Below are 17,482 nucleotides of genomic sequence, written 5' to 3'. Positions count from 1 at the left end.
TATATTAATCTTGTAAATATAAAACTGTATTATAACAATTTGAGGAGTGGTGATGTGGCGATTCAAACGGAAGGGATCAGCGTGGAAGGAGAATGGAAGGAAGCGTACATGGAGCTGTTGTCGCAGGAAGCACTTGCGTTCATCGGAAAGCTTGAAGAAAGGTTCGGTCCGGAAAGACGAGCTCTTCTGAAGAAAAGGAGCGAGCGGAACGGAGAATTCGGTTTTCTGAAAGAAACCGAAGAGATTAGAAGATCACAATGGACGATTGCCCCTCTTCCCTCAGACCTCGAGGACAGAAGAGTGGAGATTACCGGGCCGGCAGACCGCAAGATGGTGATCAATGCTCTGAACTCAGGTGCAAAAGTATTCATGGCAGACTTTGAGGATGCAACCGCTCCGTCCTGGCACAACCTGATGGAAGGTCAAGTGAATTTACGGGATGCAGTCCGCGGAACCATCCGCCTCGAACAGGAGAACGGGAAGGTATATGAGCTGAAGGAGCAGCCGGCTGTGTTAAAAGTTAGACCGCGGGGCCTGCATCTGGAGGAAAAGCATGTACTCCTGCATGGCAAAAGGATTTCAGGCAGTCTGTTCGACTTTGGCCTTTATTTTTTCCACAATGCCGCAAAGCTTGTTGAGAGAGGGAGCGGACCATACTTTTACCTGCCGAAGCTTGAGAGCCATCTTGAGGCGCGGCTGTGGAATGAAATTTTCATTCTTTCCCAAGAGGAGCTCGGCCTCCCGCGCGGAACGATCAAAGCGACTGTGCTGATTGAAACCCTTCCTGCCGCGTTTGAAATGGACGAAATTCTTTATGAATTGAAAGAGCACTCAGCCGGGTTAAACTGCGGCAGATGGGATTACATTTTCAGCTATCAGAAAAAGACCGGAACGCTGCTGCCGGACAGAGCCCAAGTCACTATGACCGCTCCGTTTATGAGAGCCTATTCACTTCTTGCCATCAAAACATGCCACAAGCGGAACGCTCCTGCGATGGGAGGGATGGCTGCCCAGATCCCGATTAAAAATGACCGGGACGCCAACGAGGCGGCCATGAATAAAGTGAAAGCCGATAAGCTCCGGGAAGCAAGCGACGGACATGATGGAACATGGGTCGCGCATCCGGCACTCGTCCCGATCGCAATGGAAGTTTTCAATGAATACATTCCCGGTAAAAATCAGATTCATAAGCAGCTTGATCTGCACATTTCGGAAGAGGACCTGCTGCAGCAGCCGGAAGGAACCATAACAGAAGCCGGTCTGAGGGTGAATATCGATGTCGGGATCCGCTACCTTGCCTCCTGGCTGTCCGGAAGGGGCGCCGCGCCGATCCATCATCTCATGGAAGACGCAGCTACGGCGGAAATTTCCCGGGCTCAAGTATGGCAATGGATCCGCAGCGATGAAGGGGTACTCGCTGACGGGAGGCCGGTAACGATGGAGCTGTATGAGGAAGTGAAGGCTGAGGAGCTTGAGAAGATAAAAGCTGAAACAGGGGAAGCGTTTTTTACAGAGCTCAAATTCCCCGAGGCTGCGGAGCTATTTGATCAATTGGTGAAGAACGATGAGTTTATTGAATTTTTGACACTGCCAAGCTACGAAAAATTATAAGGGGGAAAACGGGATGGGAAGAAATGAACGGATTGAAGAACTGAAAGGACAATGGGAAAAAGAGAGCCGCTGGCAAGGGGTCAAGCGTCCGTACTCTGCAGAGGAAGTCATCAGGCTGAGAGGCTCGCTTGACATCGAGCATACACTGGCACGGCGCGGTTCGGAAAAACTGTGGCAGCTGGTAAATGAGGAAGAGTATGTGCACGCTCTCGGCGCGCTGACCGGAAATCAGGCTGTTCAGCAGGTAAAAGCAGGTCTGAAAGCCATCTACCTGAGCGGCTGGCAAGTAGCAGCCGATGCGAATCTATCCGGCCATATGTATCCGGATCAGAGCCTTTATCCGGCAAACAGCGTGCCGAGTGTAGTAAAACGGATCAACCAGGCATTGCAGCGGGCTGATCAGATCCAGTTCCTGGAGGGAGAAGGAGACGTTGACTGGTTCGCGCCAATCGTAGCCGACGCTGAAGCTGGATTCGGCGGGCAGCTGAACGTGTTTGAGCTGATGAAAGGAATGATCGAAGCGGGAGCGGCAGCAGTCCACTTTGAAGACCAGCTTTCTTCAGAGAAAAAATGCGGGCACCTTGGCGGAAAAGTGTTACTGCCTACTCAAACAGCCGTGAAAAACCTGATCTCCGCAAGACTTGCCGCTGATGTGATGGGTGTGCCGACGCTCATCATCGCCCGGACAGATGCCGATGCAGCCGATCTGATCACAAGCGACGTCGATCCGGCTGATCACCCGTTCATCACGGGAGAACGCACACCGGAAGGATTCTTCCGCACTAAACCGGGCATTGACCAGGCGATCGCCCGCGGACTCGCCTACGCTCCTTATGCTGATCTCGTCTGGTGTGAAACGAGTGAACCCAATCTGGAGCAGGCGCAGCAGTTCGCCGATGCCATTCATGAAAAATTCCCGGGCAAGCTGCTCGCCTACAACTGTTCACCATCCTTCAACTGGAAGAAAAAACTCGATGACAAAACGATTGCCAATTTCCAAAGAGAAATCGGCCGCATGGGCTACAAATTCCAATTCGTTACGCTCGCCGGCTTCCACGCCCTCAACCACAGCATGTTCGAGCTCGCCCGCAAATACCGCGATCACGGCATGGCTGCCTACTCCGAGCTGCAGCAGGCGGAATTCGGAAGCGAGCAATACGGTTATACGGCAACCCGCCATCAGCGCGAAGTCGGAACCGGCTACTTTGATGAAGTTTCCCAAACAGTAAGCGGGGGCACTTCCTCTACTACTGCACTGAAAGGATCAACCGAGGCTGAGCAGTTTGCAGGGGAGAGGACGACGGTTTAAAGGGAGCAGTGCCGGGATTGTGCAGGGTATTCTGCTGGGGATCCCATGCGGCGTCCTCAGCGGGGTCAGTCCCGCGCTGCTTCACCGCAGCGGGGGAAGGAGACCTATGGCTTTCAACCCTTGCGCCGCAAGGGATAGAAAAGATGGTGCCGGAGCTTTAATACGGCGGCGAACGTGGGGACTGGCACCGTGCCAGTCCCCTTCTGCTTTAACGCATGTGGGGACAGAGACGTGCCTCTGCAAACCCTTGCGCTGCAAGGGATAGAAGAGATGGTGCCGGAACTTTAGTAAGGCAGCGAATGTGGGGACTGACACCCGCCACCGCCACCGCCATCACCATTTGTCCCAGCTCAAACTCCAATTCCGCCCCAAAAACAAAAGCCAATCCCGAAGGATTGGCTGCATTATTTTAGACAGTGGGACACATCGGCGTATTGCTTGGACAAATCCATGAATAAGGGCTGGTTCCGCTGATCAAGAGCATCATTAATCTGGAGTTCAAGAAGGGCCAGTTTTCGTTTGAGACCTGCTTCGTCGAGGATCATCTGAATGTAGATATCCAGCATAGATGCGGATTCTGCCTCGCTTTTCAACGTTTGACGGGACTTCATTAGCTCTGCATATGATTTTTTGTTTTTCATACGATCACCCCTGATGCCTTTTTTTTATTATATGGACTGAGTGGCAGAAAATCAACTAAATATTTATAATTTTTAGATAATTTATTTTGGAATGTGTTTTTTCGTGAAACAGGCTTGGGAAAACGCAATTTGACCGCAGCTAATGTAAAGTTATTACTTTTGGATGAGTTTTATGTAAATGTATAGATTTAGGGGAAAAAATCATGGTAAATTTTTCTTGGTTACAAATACCTACATCGTTCGGGGTGAATTTATATGGAAAAAATCAATAAGTATGAGGCGAACAGGCTTACAATGGCAATTATCAGCAGTGCTGCAGAAGGTGCGCTTGCATCCTATGTTCTGGAGGTCGAAAAGGAATATGAAGTTTCAATGCGGCCTCTCGAGATTGTAGACCGGAGCTGCCGGTATTTCGGCTCAAGCTATATGGGAAGAAAAACAGGAACGAAGGATACGATCGGCATTACCCACAAGCCTCCAATTGTAGTGGACGCGGCTAATTCCATTTATCTTTTTCCAACAGCTGCGTCTTCTCGCCCCCAGTGTTCATGGATTTCCCATCAGTATATCGAAGATTACAAGTCGACAGGGGAAGCGGAGACACAGGTTACTTTCTCCAACCAGAAATCATTGATTCTGCCTGTTTCCATCCATTCCTTTGAAAATCAGCTGTACCGGACAGCACAGCTGCGCGCCGTCATTTCCTCAAGAGTGGAAAATGAGAAGCGGATTTTTACCCAGATGATGTACAGCAGGAGCCAGGGGGAGACCTTCCGGGCCTAAACCTTAACGAGATACTCTGTCAGCAGCTCGCACACTTTGTTCCGGATTCTCGGGTTGAAGTAGTTGTGCTGCTCCTCATATCCCTGATAAAGGAAAGAGTACATGGTGAAGGCTTCATCGTGCTTGACTTTGCTGACTTTGATTTTTTGGCGGTGCAGTTCGCGTTTTACCTGCTGGAGGTCTTTCTGGGCGAGTTTGAGGGATTCTTCAATCAGGTGCAGATAAGGCTGCTTCAGTTTGAACGGGCTTTTTTCCACTACGGAAAGATCGCGGTTCAGGATGGAGATGGTCATCGGCAGGTAAATGGCCTGGTCGATGATGTCTCTTACATCTTCAGGAATTCTTGTCATTTTTTATTGGCCTCGCTTTATCCTCTGTTTTTCCTCTTAGTCAGGTGTGGTGCCTGATGCTGTTACGGGACAGAGAAGTTCTATGTTTAGTATAGAACGTTTGTTCGTAATTTATTCTATTCCGATTTTAAAAATTTTTCAAGAGGGTATTGTTTTCCAGTGACTGTGTATTTAAGTTTTCCCCCAAAGGCGTTAAAATAAGAGGATACATAATTTGCTTAAGGAGTCTGGGATGGACCTGCAAACGCTGTTTGATTCTTTTACGCTGGAAAACATGTTGAAATTATTTGAGCAATACCGCTCTCTCGGACCGCTTCTTGGAATCGGCCTGCCGTTTCTGGAAGCTTTCCTTCCGTTTTTGCCGCTTGTTGTGTTTATTGTGGCGAATGTGAATTCGTTCGGGTTCGGGCTTGGTTTCATTCTTTCCTGGCTCGGTGCTTCAGCGGGAGCTTTCGCTGTCTTTTTGCTTGTCAGGAGATTTGGGCAGGATCGTTTTTTCCGGTTTTTAAGCAGGCATAAAGGGATCAGCCGGATGGTGGGCTGGGTGGAGGAAAAAGGATTCGGGCCGCTTTTCATTCTGCTGTGCTTTCCATTTACACCCTCTGCCGCTGTAAATGTGGTGGCGGGGCTGTCAAGGATCAGCGTCTGGAATTTCATGCTCGCCGTTTTTACGGGCAAGCTTGTCATGATTTTTATCGTGAGCTATGTGGGGCAGGATCTACATGCTCTCGTGACCAATCCGTCCAAATCCATCACGGCCGGTATCGTCCTGCTCGTTATGTGGGCAGTAGGGAAGTACCTTGAGAAGCGGCTTAACAAAAAGATGGCGCACAAATTGGACAAGTAGCAGGCCCGGATAGCCGTTCTCCGGGCTTTTTATATCCAGTATGGCAAGCTGAATCTGTTAAGCAGGATTAAGAGCACCTCCTGAAGCGGAGATCAGCGGCAGTGTTTAAAAGAGGTTTTCAAAAAGATATAAAACGAACATGTATTCGTATATAATAAATGCATAGATTTCCGACTGGAGGAGAAGTGACATGAGTATCCGGTTTATGGCAGGCAGGTCGGGCAGCGGCAAAACGACGCACATCCTGAATGAAATCAGAGAACGGCTTGAGGAAAAGCCGGACGGCCCGCCGATTCTTTTGCTTGTACCCGACCAGATGACATTTGAGATGGAGTATGAGCTCGCCTGTACCCCATCTTTAAGCGGGATGATCCGCGCCCAGGTTTTCAGTTTTTCAAGGCTCAGCCTTCGGATTCTGCAGGAAACGTCAGGGGCAGCGAAACAGATCATAACGTCAACAGGCATTCAGATGAGTCTTCGGAAGATTATCGAGGAGGAAAAACAGCATTTCAGTGTGTATGGGAAAGCAAGCGATAAAGCGGGCTTTGTTCAGCATGTTGAAGCGATGATTACTGAATTCAAGCGGTACGGGATCAGTCCGGAAAAGCTGCAGGATCATATTGGAGCTATTCGGAACGGTATGAACGATGAGGAAAGCGTGCTGTCTGCCAAGCTTCATGATCTGCAAACGGTTTACCGGAAGCTTGAGGATGAGCTTGCCGGACTGTATGTGGATGCGGAGGACACACTCGGAATGCTTGCAGAGAGGATCCCGCACTCCTCTTTCCTGGAAAAAGCGGAGGTTTACATTGATGGCTTCCATCAGTTTACGCCGGCAGAGCTTGAGGCACTAAAAAGTCTGCTTGCAAAAGCGGAACGGGCAACGGTCTCGATTACGGCCGATAAGCTTTTTGAGCGTCACCTTCCGCATGAGCTCCATTTGTTCCGGGGACCGGGCATGACGTATGCAGCGATAAAAAATATAGCAGAGGAGCTCTTTATTGAGGTGGAGGAGCCGGTGCTTCTCAAGGAGCTTCCGAGGTTTATTCACTCGCCTTCCCTTGAGCATCTCGAGCAATATTATGAAACGAGGCCGTCCGAACCGTTTCTGGGAAAGACGGACCTTTCCATCGCACAGGCGGCAAGCCACAGAGCGGAAATTGAAGGAGTGGCACGGACCATCAGCAAGCTTGTCCGCAAGAGCGGGGCCCGCTATAAAGATGTCGCGATCCTGCTCCGCAATCCATCCGGCTATCACGATTTGATCGAGCAGGTTTTTACCGACTATAACATCCCGTTTTTTATCGATCAGAAACGGCCGATGCTTCACCATCCCCTCATTGAACTGATCCGCTCTTCTATTGAAGCCGTGACCGGAAGCTTCCGGTATGAAGCTGTTTTCAGGGCGGTGAAGACCGATCTTCTTTTTCCGAAAGAGGCTGATAAAACCGTTTTGCGTGAAGAAATGGACATCTTAGAAAATTATGTCCTCGCATACGGCATCAATGGTTCAAAATGGACATCCGGAACGAGATGGGTGTACAGAAGATTCCGGTCCCTGGATGGGCCGTCGGCAGTCACCGATGAGGAGCTGGAAAGAGAAGAGCTGATCAACCGGCTCAAGGACCTGATTGGAACACCGCTGAAAGAGCTCTCGGACAAATTGAAGAAAGCACGGACAGGCAGAGAGAAAGCAGCTGCGCTGTATCTGTTTCTTGAGAATTTAGACATGCCGGAGAAGCTTGAATCGCTGAACCGTGAAGCGGAAGAGGCAGGAAGGCTGATTGAGGCGCGCGAGCATGGCCAGGTATGGGATGCTGTTATCGGCCTGCTGGATGAATTCACGGAAATGATGGGAGATCTTCCGGTTGATTCTGAAGCATTTGCTGAAGTGATGGATACAGGTCTTGAAAGCCTCAAATTCGCACTTGTGCCGCCTGCAGTCGATCAGGTGCTTGTCGGCGACATGGAGCGTTCGCGTTTTTACGGACTCAAACATACGTTTATCGCCGGTGCAAACGACGGAGTGATTCCGGCAAGGCCGATGGAGGACGGAATTCTGTCCGAGGAAGACCGGGAGCTGCTGGAACGGAATGGAGTCGCTGTTGCGCCGACAGCCCGGCAGCAGCTGATGGATGAAAACTTCATCATTTACACCGCTCTTGCCAGCAGTTCGGAGGCTCTTCATGTTTCCTATCCATCGGCAGATCCGGAAGGAAAGGCACTGCTGCCGTCCATTTTGATCGGCAGGCTGGAGGAGCTCTTTCCGGAAGCGGAGAGAAGGTTTTACGTCAACGAGCCGGAAGCACTGCCTGAGCAGGAACAGCTGTCCTTTATGCCCAATCCTTCAGTAGCGCTCACCTATTTAAGCTCCCAGCTGCAGACATGGAAAAAGCAATACCCCATCCATGATTCATGGTGGGATGCCTACAACTATCTTATTTCCCATGATGAGTCCGGGAGCACGGCGATGGTGGCAGGCAGCCTGTTTTACAGGAACGAAGCGAAGCGGATCAAGGCTTCCGTCACAAAAGAACTGTACGGCCAGCATATCCTCGGCAGTGTTTCGAGAATGGAGCAGTTCCGCAGCTGTCCGTTTTCCCATTTTGCAAGCCACGGCCTGAAGCTGAGAGAGCGGGAGCAGTTCCGGCTGGAAGCCCCGCATGTCGGTGAGCTCTTTCACTCTGCGCTTAAAATGATTTCCGAGCGGCTCGGCGAGCTGAACATTTCGTGGAGAGAGCTGACAAAAGAACAGTGCACCAAGCTTTCCAAAGAAAGTGTAGGCCGCCTTGCTCCGATGCTCCAAAAGGAAGTGCTGCTCAGCTCAAACAGGCATCAGTATTTGAAGCAGAAGCTCGAAAAAATCATTGCCAGAGCAGCCGGGGTGATCGCCGAACAGGCAAGAGCGTCCAGGTTTGTGCCGATTGGCCTTGAACTCGGCTTTGGAAAGATGGGGCCGCTCCCTCCAATGCGCTTCACGCTTGATAACGGGTATACGATGGAACTGACAGGAAGGATTGACCGGGTAGATTCAGCTGAAAGCTCCAAAGGGCTGCTTTTAAGGATTGTAGATTATAAATCGAGTGACAGGGCCCTGAACCTGAGTGAGGTCTACTATGGGATCGCCCTGCAGATGCTCACGTATCTGGATGTCATCATCTCTTATTCGAAAACATGGCTCGGTACAGAGGCGAGCCCTGCAGGTGTCCTGTATTTCCACGTACATGATCCCATGATCCAGTCGGGCTCCGGCCTGAACCTTGACGAGCTGGAGGAAGAGATTTTTAAAAAGTTTAAAATGAAAGGTCTTCTTCTCGGCGAGGAAGAGGCAGTCCGGCTCATGGATCAGACACTCGAAACCGGAAGCTCTCAAATTGTTGCGGCAGGGATTAAAAAAACCGGCGGCTTCAGCTCGAGCTCTTCCATCGCAAGCGGTGAAGAATTCGATTTGCTGCGCAGGCATGTCCGCGGTGAATTCAAACAGATCGGCACAGAGATCACAAGCGGCATCACAGACATCAGCCCATACCGGATGAAGGACAGAGTGCCCTGCACCTACTGCCCTTACAAAGGAGTGTGCCAGTTTGACCAGTCGCTCGCAGATAATGACTACCGGGTCTTAAAAGATGAAAAAAATGACGAAATTCTTAGCCGTCTAAAAAAGGAGGTGCCGGCACATGACTAAACGAATCGCAAAGCCCGCAGACAGCCAGTGGACAGATGACCAGTGGGAAGCGATCGCTTCGGCGGGGCAGGATATCCTTGTTGCTGCGGCTGCAGGATCCGGTAAAACAGCCGTATTGGTTGAGAGGATGATCCGGAAAATTACAAGCCGTGATAATCCTGCCGATGTAGACAGACTTCTTGTCGTCACCTTTACAAATGCTTCTGCGGCCGAGATGAAAAACCGGATCGGAGAAGCACTGGAAGAGGCGCTGCGGGCCAATCCGGCTTCTCTCCATTTAAGGCGGCAGATCACCCTGTTAAACAGGGCATCCATTTCCACCCTCCACTCTTTCTGCCTGAATATCATCAGGAAGTATTATTACCTGATTGATCTAGACCCGGGCTTCCGGATTGCCGACCAGACAGAAGGGGCGCTTCTCATGGACGAGGTACTGGATGATATGTTTGAAGAAGAGTACGGAAAAGAAAACAATGAAGCGTTCTTTGGACTCGCGGACCGCTATTCCTCCGACCGGAGTGATCTAGCTCTTCAGGATATGATCCGCACCCTTTATGAATTTTCACGCTCCAGCCCGGATCCTGAAAAGTGGCTGAAGGGGCTGGCCGATCTTTATAACGTGAACGAAGACTCCGTTCTCGAAGAGCAGCCGTATTTTCCGGTAATTAAACAAGATATCGCCATCAGCATCGGCCTTGCGAAGGACCGCCTTGAACAGGCGATGAGGCTGATCAGGGCACCGGGCGGTCCTGCGCCGAGGGCTGAGGATATATCGGATTACCTTCAGCAGGTAAACGGACTGCTGGAGGAGGAGTTTTCCTGGGATGAGCTTGCCGAACGGATGAAAGCTTTAAAGCCGAAGCGGGCGAAGCCTGTTAAAAGCGGAGAGTATGATCCGAAGCTTACCGAGGAAGTGAAGGCGCTGAGAGAAAGTGCCAAGAAGCTCCTTGAGAAGGTGGAAGAAGACTGGTTCAGACGGGATATCAGGCGTTCGATGAAAGATCTGGGCGAAATCAGGCCGGTGATCGGCACTCTTGCCGATTTTGTGATCCGGTTTGGGAGCCGCTTTTATGAAAAAAAGAAGGAAAAAGGGATTGTTGATTTTTCGGATCTTGAACATTTATGCCTCTCCATCCTGTCAGTCAAAGATGAAAACGGGCGCCTGCTGCCCGCAGAGCCTGCGCTTGCCTGCCGGCGTCAGTTTACGGAGGTCATGGTGGATGAGTATCAGGATACTAACCTTGTGCAGGAAGCGATCCTCCAGCTTGTAAAACGGGAGTCAGAGGAAGCGGGGAATCTGTTCATGGTAGGGGATGTCAAACAATCCATCTACCGGTTCCGGCTCGCTGAACCGATGCTTTTTCTGAATAAGTACAAGCGGTTTACCCCTGCAGCGGCCAACAGCGGACAGCGGATCGATTTGAATAAAAATTTCAGAAGCCGTGCAGAAGTTCTGGACGGGACGAATTTTATTTTCAAGCAGCTGATGGGGGAAAAAGCAGGGGAGATCGACTATGACGACCAGGCTGAGCTTAAGCTGGGTGCCTCCTATCCGGAAAGCAGCGGGATGGAGACAGAGCTGCTGCTTGCCGATCGGACAGGGTTTGAGGAAGCAGAGGAACTGACAGAAAGTCCTCTGCCGGAGGAGCCTGAAGCAGAAACCGTCCAGCTTGAATCGAGGCTGATTGCCGGGAAAATCCGGGAGATGATTGACAGCCGTGCACCCGTATATGACCGGAAGAAAAACGGGAACCGGAATATGATGTACCGGGACATCGTCATTCTGCTCCGGTCCATGCCGTGGGCGCCGCAAATCATGGAAGAGCTGAAAAAACAAGGCATTCCTGTTTATGCGAATCTGTCCGGGGGCTATTTTGAGGCGACAGAAGTAGCCATCATGATCGCCCTTCTGCGGACGATCGATAATCCGTCCCAGGATATTCCTCTTGCCTCTGTGCTCAGGTCGCCGATTGTCGGGCTTGATGAGACGGAAATGGCAGCTATCCGGACATACGATAAAAGAGGGAGCTATTATGAAGCATGCAAGCAGACCCTTGCGCAGACAGTGCCTGCAGATGAGGCACTTGCAGAAAAGCTCACTCGTTTTTTCAGCCGGCTCAACAGCTGGCGCAGCGCTGCCAGAACCGGCCCGGTATCAGATTTAATCTGGAAAATTTACCGGGAGAGCAAGTTTTTTGATTTTGCAGGCGGTATGCCGGGGGGCAAACAGCGTCAGGCGAACCTCCGCGCTCTGTATGACCGCGCGCGCCAGTATGAATCTACCTCTTTCAGAGGTCTGTTCCGTTTCCTGCGCTTTATTGAGCGGATGCAGGACCGGGGAGATGATCTGGGGGCTGCGAGAGCGCTCGGGGAGCAGGAGGATGTAGTCCGGATCATGACGATCCACAGCAGCAAGGGACTTGAGTTTCCGGTCGTATTTACAGCCGGGCTCGCCCGTCAGTTTAACATGATGGATATGAACAAGAGCTATCTGCTGGACAAGCATCTCGGGTTCGGGACAAAATACATCCACCCTGAGCTTCGCTTCAGCTATCCGTCACTTCCGCTGCTTGCCATGAAAAAGAAGCTGAAGGTTGAACTCCTCTCTGAAGAGATGAGGGTCCTTTATGTGGCCATGACAAGGGCGAAGGAAAAGCTGTTCCTTGTCGGAACAGTGAAGGACCGGGAGAAAGCCGTGATGAATTGGAAGAGATCCCTGAAGCATGAGGACTGGCTGCTTCCTGACGGGGACCGGCTGCAGGCGAAGTCGTATCTGGATTGGATCGGTCCCGCTCTTGTCCGTCATCGGGACGCTGAGGTCCTGCATGAGGGAGAAAGCAGTGCAGATCGAATCTCCGGGCATCCTTCCCGCTGGACAGTTAAATTTATTCATCAAAATGAACTGAGAGAACCGGACGGACGCCGCGAAGAAATCGAATTGAAAATGATGGAGGCTCTCTCAACGGGACAGCCGGTTCCGTTTGAGTCGGACTGGAGAAGCGAGGCGGAACAGGAGCTGACCTGGGAATATCCGTATTGGCATTCTTCGATCCAGCGCTCCAAGCAGACCGTTTCCGAGATTAAAAGAATGCAGACTTACAGAGATGAATATTCCGAGCCTGCCGGGCCAAGAGAGCAGGGTCTGTTGTACAGCCGTCCTAAATTCCTTCAGCAAAAAACTCTGACTGCAGCAGAACGGGGAACAGCGATGCATGCGGTCATGCAGCATATAAGCCTAAGCAGTCTGCCGTCCATCCAATCGGTGGAAAAGCTGACGGAGGAAATGCTTGCAAACGAGCTGCTTACCCCCGCACAGGCAGAAGCGATTGACCCAGCCGCCATCACCGCCTTTTTTGAATCAGAAACCGGCAGAAAGGTGATCTCGGCCGGAAGGGTGCTGAGGGAAGTCCCGTTCAGTTTTGCCCGGACACCGGAAACGGTATCCGGGAACGATCAGGTTCTTGTCCAGGGAGTCATTGATTGCCTCGTTGAAGACAGCGAGGGCTGGATCCTGATCGATTATAAAACGGACGCGATCAAAGGAAAGTACAACGGATTCAGTGAAGCGGAACATGTGATGAGAGGCCGCTATGATGTTCAGCTGCAGATCTACAGTGAGGCAGTGGAATCGATCTTCAAGCGTCCGGTCGTGAAAAAAATGCTTTATTTTTTTGATACAGGAGACTTCATGGAGCTGTGAAAGGGGGAGAAAGATGAGAATACTGCATACTGCAGACTGGCATTTGGGGAAAACACTCGAAGGACGGAGCCGTCTGAATGAGCAGGCCGCTTTTCTGGACGAACTGGCAGTCATTGTGAAAGAGGAAAGTGTGGATGCCATCATCATGGCAGGCGATGTATTCGATACAGTCAATCCGCCGTCTGCTGCTGAAAAACTATTTTACGAGAGTCTCTCAAGGCTTTCAGATAAAGGGAAGAGACCGATTGTCGCAATTGCCGGAAACCATGATAATCCGGAAAGGCTTGCGGCTGCATCTCCGCTCGCGGAGGATCAGGCGATCCATCTGATCGGGTACCCGATGGAAGGGCTGCTTAAAATCGATGTTCCGCTTGCAGACAGCACGATGAACATCGCTGCCCTTGCTTATCCATCCGAATCCCGGCTCAGGCAGGTCCTGTCCGAAGAAGCAGACGAGCTGATGCTGCGGAATTCCTATGATGCGAGAATCAAGCTGTTTTTTGAAAACATGTGCAGGGGATTTGGAGCGGATTCTGTAAATCTGGCGATGAGCCATCTTCATGTAGCGGGCGGCAGCACATCGGATTCAGAGCGCCCGATTGAGGTTGGAGGGGCGTATACAGTGGCAGCTGACAGTCTTCCCGCATCTGCCCAATATGTGGCACTCGGCCATCTTCACCGTCCGCAGACGATAAAGAGGGCGCTGACGAAGGCCCGCTATTCCGGTTCTCCTCTTGCCTACAGCTTCTCGGAGGCAGGCTATGCAAAATCGGTCACCATCCTTGACGCTGTTCCTGGCGGAGAAGCGGATGTACGGGAGGTATTCCTGTCGAGCGGAAAGCCGCTCGCAAAATGGAAAGCATCAGGAGGCATCGCTCAAGTGCAGGACTGGATCAATTCGGGCAAGGATAGCAGCGCCTGGATTGATCTGGAGATTCATTTGGCGGATGCTCTTTCATTGGAACAGATTCAGAACGTGCGGAAAAGCCATCCGGGCATCGTTCACATCCGCCCGGTATTTCAGACAGAATCTGAGGCCCTTGCACCTGAGGCAAGAACGGGCGTGCCTGTTGACGAGCTGTTCATCCGCTTCTATGAAAGGCAGACTGGAGGAGCCGTACCGGATGAGCGTCTTGTCCGGCTTTTTAAAGAGCTCGTGAACGAAGAAGATGGAGAGGAAGGAGAGACGGCATGAAACCGATTGAACTTACAATCGCCGGATTGCACAGCTTCAGAGAAAAACAGACGATTCGTTTTGATGAGCTGTGCGATGGCGGAGTATTCGGCATTTTCGGCCCGACCGGGAGCGGCAAATCCTCCATTCTTGATGCGATTACCCTTGCGCTCTACGGAAAAGTGGAGCGGGCTGCCAATAACACATACGGCATCTTGAACCATGCTGAGGATCAGCTCTCCGTTTCCTATACATTTGAGTTGAGAAACGGTTCCGGCTTTAAGCGCTACAGGGTCGAAAGAATCTACAAGAGAACGGATGAGCACAGGGTAAAAGGAGCGATAGCAAGGCTGGTCGATCTGGAAGAGGTTCCTGTCGTCCTGGCGGATAAAGCGAGTGAAGTGAACGAGCAGGTTCATGAGCTGCTCGGTCTGACAATTGACGATTTCACCCGTGCGGTCGTTCTTCCACAGGGGAAATTTGCTGAGTTTTTATCACTGAAAGGTTCAGAACGGAGGCAGATGCTGCAGCGCCTTTTCCATCTCGAGCAATATGGAGACGAACTTCTGAGAAAACTGCGCAGCCGCCTTGGTAAAGCGAAGGCGGCCTCCGGCGAAACCGAAGCTGAACAAGCAGGTCTTGGAGATGCGTCAAAAAAGGCACTGAAGGAAGCGGAAGCAGAATATGCATCCTCTTCAAGTCTGCTCGATAAACGGATCACGGAACGAAACCAGCTGAGAGACCAGCTTGAGCAAAAGCGTAAAATTTGGGAACTGCAAAAGGAACAGGCGGCTCTGCTGCAGCAGGAGAAAGAATACGAGAGCAAAAGCAGTGAAGTGGAAGAAATGAAAAGAAAGCTGCGGCTCGCAGAGGAAGCAGCCGGCCTGAAGCCTTATGCAGACCAGCTGCGCTCAGCAGAGGCACGGCTTGCAAAAATGCGCGGGCAAGAAAAAAAGTGGTCAGCTGAACTGGAAAAGCAAAAGGCAGCAGCAGAAACCGCAGCTGAAATCTACGAAAAGGCCAGAAGAGAAAAAGAAATGGCCGAGCCTGCTCTGGCTGTGAAAAAAGAACAGCTGACCCGGCTGCTGGAAACAGAGAAGGAGCGGGACCGCTGCAAAATGGAAGCGAAGCGGCTGGAGGAAGAGCTTCACGATCTGAAACGGCGCAATGAACAGGCAAAAAAAGAATTTGAGCATGCCGGACAGCAGCTCCAGAAGGCCAGGGCCAGACAGCAGGAAATCCGCAGAGAGCTTCAGGAAAACACGGTTTCATCCGCTTACCGGCGAAGTCTTCAGTCTGCCGCTGATCTGCATAAAGAGCTTGGTTCAGCGGAAGAGCGGGTAAAGGAAGCTGCTGATCTTCTTAAACAGCTGAACGAACAGGTTTCAGTGAAAGAGGGAGAAATTCAAACGCGGTCTGCTGCCCGGGAAAAAGAAAAAGAAAAGCTTTCCGCCCTTTACCACGGCTTGCACCGGCTCTACGGGAGGACGGGGGATCTAAAGAGCAAGATAGAACAAACACTCGGGGCCAGGCAGCAGGAAGCCGCCGCATTGAGGCAGCTGCTGGATCAGGAAAAGACCCGGCAAATCGCCCGGCAGCTTTCCGCTTCTTTAAAATCAGGCGAACCTTGCCCGGTATGCGGTTCCACTCATCATGCAGGTCCACTGCATATTGAACCAGGACAAGCTGACAGCGGAAGCCTCGAGCGCCTTGAGAAAGAGATTGAGCAGCAGCGTGACAACCTTCAAAGTGCCGGTATCCTGATGGTGAAAATGGAAGAGCTCTCATCCAGCCTTACAGAAGATTTTCCGTCTATTCATGTAAACACATACGAGGAAAGTGCCGCCTCCCTTGAAAAAGCAGGGGAAAGCGATGTGACAGAACTGAAGGCGCTGGATCAGGACCTTCTGTACCTCCGCGAGAGAGCTTCTGCAGCCGCAAAGCAGCTGAATGCGCTGCTTAGTGAAGAGCAGCAGGCCTCACTGACGATGGACAGGCTGAACCAGGACCGGACGGAAGTGAAAGCCCGGCTGCAGGAACTGCGGGAGAAGACGGATGTGTACAAAGCACAATGGGCTGAGCGCCATGCGGATTTTCAGGCAGAAGAAATGCCGGCACTTTTAAAAGCCGTGGACGAGAAGGATGCTGCCAGTGATGTCCTTCAAACAAAATACAATAAAAGTGTTGAATACATTGAGCAGCAGGAGAACATCAAGCAGAATGCCCAGACAAAACTTTCTGAACTTGACCGGTCACTCATCCTAACTGCAGAAAAAAGACAGGCTGCAGAGGAAAAGCTGCTGGAGAAGGAGCAGCTGCTCGAAAAAGAAGCTCCGAACGGTCCCATCCCTCTGCAATTAGAACAGATCCAAAAACAGCTGGAGGATCTGGGGAGACGTGAAAAGGAACAGCGCAGAAGGCATGAGGAAGCAGGGAGACTGCTTCAACAAGCAGAAAAAGAAAGTGCGGCGGCTTCAAAAGGGCTTCAGGAAGCAAAAGAAAATGCGGATCATGCAGCCGGAAGCTGGGAGGAGCAGCTTGGCCGTACAAGTCTCCACTCTGCTGAAGAAGCTGACAGACTGCTCATGAGCGATGCCGAAAAGAAAAAGATGGCTGAAGCGGTTGAAACATTTATGGATCATTGGAAGCAGTGCAAGGCTGATTTAAAGCGGATCAGCGGACTGATTGGCGGTCAAGCCATCAGTGAAGAGGACTGGGATCAGGTAAATGCGGCATCAGCCGAAACAGAAAAAGCAGTGAGCGAAGCGCAAGGGCTAAAGGGAGCTGCAGCCAAAGCACTCGAGCTGATGAAAGAGAAGCATGAGCGTTTTGAAGAGCTGGAAAAATTGCGGATAGAGCTCTCAGAAAAAATCGGGGACTTGGAAAAACTTCAATCAGTGTTTAAAGGAAACAGCTTTGTAGAATATATAGCAGAGGAGCAGCTGAACCATGTGGCCAGAGATGCTTCGGAACGGCTTGGTCTGCTGACAAGACAGCGCTATGCCATCGAGGTGGATTCCCAGGGCGGGTTTATTATGAGAGATGATGCCAATGGGGGAGTAAGGAGGCCGGTTTCCAGCTTATCCGGCGGGGAAACCTTCCTGACGTCACTTGCCCTTGCGCTGTCTCTCTCTGCCCAAATCCAGCTGCGGGGGCAATACCCGCTTCAATTCTTCTTTTTGGACGAAGGATTTGGGACACTTGACACGGATTTATTGGATACTGTTGTGACTGCCCTTGAAAAACTTCATAGTGACAATTTATCAGTCGGAGTCATCAGCCATGTTCCCGAGCTTCGGGCACGCCTTGCCAGAAAGCTTGTGGTCACCCCGGCTGATTCAGCGGGAAAAGGTACGGAGGTAGCGCTCGAAATCCTGTAAAG

At 51.2% G+C, this 17,482-nt stretch carries 10 protein-coding genes; 8 read left to right on the top strand and 2 right to left on the bottom strand.

Translation table 11 applies throughout. The annotated features are described in order from the left end of the window. The first annotated feature begins 54 nt into the window (after positions 1 to 54). Both aceB and aceA read left to right on the top strand, forming a co-directional pair. Complete coding sequence (gene aceB / locus GKZ89_RS07890; RefSeq protein ID WP_162356592.1) at positions 55 to 1,611, top strand: malate synthase A; 1,557 nt, start codon at positions 55 to 57, stop codon at positions 1,609 to 1,611. A gap of 13 nt (positions 1,612 to 1,624) precedes the next feature. Further along, on the top strand, positions 1,625 to 2,920 hold the full coding sequence (gene aceA, locus GKZ89_RS07885; RefSeq protein ID WP_155111858.1) for an isocitrate lyase: 1,296 nt from the start codon (positions 1,625 to 1,627) through the stop codon (positions 2,918 to 2,920). Positions 2,921 to 3,324: 404 nt separating this feature from the next. On the opposite strand, the gene GKZ89_RS07880 is transcribed toward aceA, so the two are convergent. Then, complete coding sequence (locus tag GKZ89_RS07880) at positions 3,325 to 3,561, bottom strand: IDEAL domain-containing protein (RefSeq protein WP_155111857.1); 237 nt, start codon at positions 3,559 to 3,561, stop codon at positions 3,325 to 3,327. A 255-nt stretch (positions 3,562 to 3,816) separates the two neighbouring features. On the opposite strand from GKZ89_RS07880, the gene GKZ89_RS07875 reads away from it, so the two are divergent. Further along, positions 3,817 to 4,344 (top strand): competence protein ComK, encoded by a 528-nt coding sequence (locus GKZ89_RS07875; RefSeq protein ID WP_155111856.1) that lies wholly within the window; start codon positions 3,817 to 3,819, stop codon positions 4,342 to 4,344. On the opposite strand, the gene GKZ89_RS07870 is transcribed toward GKZ89_RS07875, so the two are convergent. Further along, positions 4,341 to 4,694, bottom strand: coding sequence for a YhjD family protein (locus GKZ89_RS07870; RefSeq protein ID WP_155111855.1), 354 nt, complete (start codon positions 4,692 to 4,694; stop codon positions 4,341 to 4,343). The genes GKZ89_RS07875 and GKZ89_RS07870 overlap by 4 nt on opposite strands. A gap of 232 nt (positions 4,695 to 4,926) precedes the next feature. Between GKZ89_RS07870 and GKZ89_RS07865 the strand changes: the two genes are divergently transcribed. The 5 genes from GKZ89_RS07865 (at position 4,927) to GKZ89_RS07845 (ending at position 17,480) form a co-directional block, all read left to right on the top strand. Next, complete coding sequence (locus tag GKZ89_RS07865) at positions 4,927 to 5,541, top strand: TVP38/TMEM64 family protein (RefSeq protein ID WP_155111854.1); 615 nt, start codon at positions 4,927 to 4,929, stop codon at positions 5,539 to 5,541. 190 nt (positions 5,542 to 5,731) lie between these two features. After that, positions 5,732 to 9,226, top strand: a complete 3,495-nt coding sequence (gene addB, locus GKZ89_RS07860; protein WP_155111853.1) for a helicase-exonuclease AddAB subunit AddB — start codon at positions 5,732 to 5,734, stop codon at positions 9,224 to 9,226. After that, positions 9,219 to 12,926 (top strand): helicase-exonuclease AddAB subunit AddA, encoded by a 3,708-nt coding sequence (gene addA / locus GKZ89_RS07855; protein WP_155111852.1) that lies wholly within the window; start codon positions 9,219 to 9,221, stop codon positions 12,924 to 12,926. The genes addB and addA overlap by 8 nt, the downstream gene beginning before the upstream one ends. Positions 12,927 to 12,939: 13 nt before the next feature. Next, entirely contained in the window at positions 12,940 to 14,121 is a 1,182-nt protein-coding gene (locus GKZ89_RS07850; RefSeq protein WP_155111851.1) for an exonuclease SbcCD subunit D, read from the top strand. Beyond that, the gene (locus GKZ89_RS07845) at positions 14,118 to 17,480 is read left to right on the top strand and encodes an AAA family ATPase (RefSeq protein WP_155111850.1); all 3,363 of its coding nucleotides are present in this window, start codon (positions 14,118 to 14,120) and stop codon (positions 17,478 to 17,480) included. The genes GKZ89_RS07850 and GKZ89_RS07845 overlap by 4 nt, the downstream gene beginning before the upstream one ends. The last annotated feature ends 2 nt before the right edge of the window (positions 17,481 to 17,482 follow it).

Origin of the sequence: Metabacillus mangrovi (genome assembly GCF_009711125.1) — a bacterium.
In the GTDB taxonomy this organism is placed as follows: Bacteria; Bacillota; Bacilli; order Bacillales; family Bacillaceae; genus Metabacillus_B; species Metabacillus_B mangrovi.
The sequence above is the reverse complement of the archived record's forward strand: the minus strand, read 5'-3'. Positions and strand labels throughout refer to the sequence as shown.